At 34.6% G+C, this 3881-nt stretch carries 2 protein-coding genes; both read right to left on the minus strand.

The window, feature by feature from the left end; genetic code table 11:
• Positions 1 to 491: 491 nt before the first annotated feature.
• The gene (locus tag F6K22_RS34870; RefSeq protein ID WP_293109002.1) at positions 492 to 1694 is read right to left on the minus strand and encodes a hypothetical protein; all 1203 of its coding nucleotides are present in this window, start codon (positions 1692 to 1694) and stop codon (positions 492 to 494) included.
• 554 nt (positions 1695 to 2248) lie between these two features.
• On the minus strand, positions 2249 to 3881 hold a 1633-nt coding region (locus F6K22_RS34875; protein ID WP_293109005.1), incomplete at its 5' end, for a hypothetical protein.

The following is a 3881-nucleotide window of genomic DNA, read 5'->3' on the forward strand; positions in this document are numbered from 1 at the left end:
AGTAGGTGTAGGAGACAGGAGACAGGAGACAGGATACAGGAGTTAGGGGAATGAGCGAGGAGGCATAGTAGGGGTAGGAGACAGGAGACAGGAGACAGGATACAGGAGTTAGGGGAATGAGCGAGGAGGTAGGAGTAAGAATTGTCAGAATGATTTTTCGGCCTAATTCTTGCCTAAAATACCAACTTTTTGAGCGTTTTAGAAGGAAGAGGGAAGAAGGAGGAAGGGAAAGAAAGGTTTACAGCGGTTTTCATTTCAGCAGACCATAGTAGGGGCGAAGAGCGAATCGCCCCTACAGGGTTTTGGTTATGTAGTTCATCAATCTAAAAAGTGCTGTATAAGGGAGAAAGTTTTTATCAATTTAGAGTGAGCATCTTGCCTGCTATTCCTGTACCTGAATCAGATGAAATTCCCTATTGCCTATTCTACTCCCTGAAACCATAAATATATCTACTTCATTAAGTAATAAATTGCTCTATCTTTCAGCTTATTTATAATTCCTTGGTGTCATCATCAGGCAAATAAAATGTAACAATATTCGATGATTTAGTATTACTATTATTTTGAGCTTCGTTTTTGATTAGCCTTTCGCCTTCCTTGATAACCCAATCTGTAAATTTTTTTTCATCATATATAACCCATTGTTTTTCCTCATTTTTTTCTATCCATGTTGTTTCGTTAGAGAGACTTTGAAGTAACTTCTGGTATTGTGTTTGATTTTCTTTAAGTAGTTCCTGATTAATAAACAGTTCCTGGTAGCTCTGTCCAGACATATTATCAATGGCTTCTAATAATTTATCCAAAAATTCTGTTCCTGTTCCTTTTATCCGTAAAGTTATTGTTTTATCAAATTTTTCAGGTTTGCCGGGGGGAGGAATTTCAATTTTTGTTCCTAAGAAAATAATAACACCATCAACAAGTAGAGCGAAAAAAGCTGCTGCAATAGCAGCTTCTTCACCATTTTTAATTTTTCGAAAAGGTGCAATAAATCTGATTCTGTCTTCCTCATCAAAATACTTTTCTTGGAGTTTTTCGGATTTAGGATTTAGAGGATCTAAACTACCATTATATTTTTCTGGCAAACAAACAAATTCTGGTTCTGTCGGTAAGCATTTTGGTTTGACTTGAGCTAAAGCTTTACGGTCTGCATTAAAAATTTCTTGTGGTTCTTTTCCTTCTAAATCATAATCAAATAAAGGTCTTAATTCATTAGCTACTGGTTTAACTTGATCGAACCTAATTAGGAGTTTGTCTTTTTCTCTCCTTAGTTGTTCAACCCTGGGTCCATCACCTACTATTCCCGTCAATCCTTCTCCCTTTAATTCACGTTCTATTTCTGCATCTTTGCTCTTAATTTCATTTTCTAATTGTTGAGCTTTTTCTTCAATAGGAGTAAAAATTTCTCTAACTAAATTTTGATGAGCAGATATAGCTCGATTAAAGCCATCTTTTTCTCGTGTTTCTACTACTAAAAAATCATAATAAGCAAAGAAACTGGTATAAACACTAAGTATAGAAAAAGCACCTACAGCCATCCATTTTGAGAAAGGATCGTGTTTGAGAGTGGAACCTGAAGTTAAAAGAAATAATAATGCTTGAATAGCAGCACCACTAGACCAACCTACAAGTCGAGGCAAAATTTGTGCTGCTCCACGCATAGTTGTAAACCCACTGCCAATATTAAGGATAGTCAACGCTATGAGCAGTTTAATATCCCGTTTGGGTTTTGGCTCGGTGTTTATTTTATTGTCTCTTTTATCAGTTGGTATATTGCTGCGATTATTTCCATTATTTCCATTATTATTTGTCGAGTAAGAACCATTTTTGTAACATCTGGTTCTGGTTTTGGTGGCTTTATTCGAGTTTTTGGGCGAGGTTTTTTTCTGCTACATCTCAGGATCGCGACACTCATTCTCGTATGATGACATTTTTTGTGGAACGTGGCGATAATTTTCGTCGCCGCTGCATTCCCAGAATCCATTTTCTTGATTGTTCATAACACAAATAATCTATTAATTTAACTAGGTTTTTATTGACCGATGGTATAGCAATATAAAATGATTTGTGAGAAAAAACTGTGGAGGTTTGGTCTCGAAATCCCTTTCGCTTGGGTTTGGAGACCAAACCCCGCTCGATAAAATCTTACAACCTAATTTAGGATTGCTATAGTTGCAAAAATGGCAGATTAACTCCAGAATATAAAGTTCAAGCTTGAGTTTTATTTATCTGTAGATATTTAAGATATTTTTCAAGGCATTACATAATTATATGAAATCTCGCTTTTAAGATTATTATCGGCGTAAGGCATAATTTCTAATAGCTCTGAATTATTGTAGAAAAGCCTACATTTATCAATAAAGTATTTCAGAGTTTGACGGTCTTTAAACTGGCTGACTATTTCTTGAGCAAGCTTCATCAAAGACTTCTTTTCTTCCTGAGAAAATTTTTCTGCTCTCTTATACAAATTGGTTAACGGTAATGATAATAAATCTGCACTTAAACGCCAGTGAACATCTATTAAATTCAGACAGTCTTTATCGCTCAACTTTGGTAATATTCCTTCCGACTTTAAAAAGTTCCATAGTTTTTGATCGATTGATTTTTGCTGAATCCAGATTTCAGTGGTGTACTCTATCAGTTCTCCACTAATTAACTCGACACCAGTATGATTACTTGAATCTAAATTTTCCTTTTCATTTGCCCACTGAATAAATTTGCCTACAGATTTTTGGTAAGTACCTGTTAGATGTTCTCGCATTTTTCTCAATGTTTTACGATTCAGCAATGACCAAGCTTTACTAACTAAAAATTTTGCTTCTACCTCTTTACTTTCCGGGTGATTATTCAATAATTCGAGCCATGTTTCTAGCATTTGAACAGGAAAAGCTTTTCCTATAGTCTTATCTAGAAAAATCGTTCCTTTTATATCATCCTTGTAAAGAACTTCTGAAAGTTTTTCCCAATTTATCCAGCGATTAGAATTACTATCTATAATTAGCTTGCTTAATATTGAAAATAATTCAACTTTCTCTGGAGACTTATCTGGTTTGTCTGGAGATTGATCTGAAAATTTGTCTGGAGAGTTATCTGGTTTGTCTGAAGATTTATTTGGAGAATCTGGGAAGCTACTATCTGGAATTTCGTTTAAGGTTAAAAATAATTCCAATTGATCTAGAGACTCATCTGGTTTGTCTGGAAATTTATTTGGAGAATCTGGGAAGCTACTATCTGAAATTTCGCTTTCTGAAGATTTATCTGAAAATTTGTATGGAGACTCATTCGCAGATGCGTTTGGAGATTTATCTGGAAAATATTGGGAATTAAACCATTGATAAACTCCCATAAAATCATTTGCCTGAAACTTCACTCTCTCTTCTAGAAAACTGACGCTTTTTTCAATGGCAGATTCCAATAATGGCAAACTTTGTTCATAAGTTGATGAGTGACATTCTAGACAAGTCACATAAAGCTCACTAGCTTCAGAATTGCTAAATTTTAAACCATTCGCAATCTCAGGAACATGGGAAATACCTTTCTCTTTTTCCAATAAATAGAAAGTCAGTGAACCGAGTGTATCAGGAAAATTTTTCTGCCAAAATTTCTTTAAATTACTTTTTTCAAAAGTTTCTCTATCTAGAACAGGAAAATTAGGAAAAAGTCGTTCGATAAACAATCTTTTAAAATCACTACTCGTAATTTCTCCAACTAATGCTAAATCCCATAGTTGGAATTTCTCTTTTTCAGAAAGAAATATCTTTTCACAACATATTATTAGTTCTTCCAGTTCTGGATAATTTTTTGTAGAGGGTTGCGGAGGTGGTAGATACTTTGTCTGTAATGGAGTGTTTCTACCTCCAGACTTGTTATACAAATCTTCAATA

It is taken from the genome of Okeania sp. SIO2F4 (genome assembly GCF_010672385.1).
Taxonomy (GTDB): Bacteria; Cyanobacteriota; Cyanobacteriia; order Cyanobacteriales; family Microcoleaceae; genus Trichodesmium.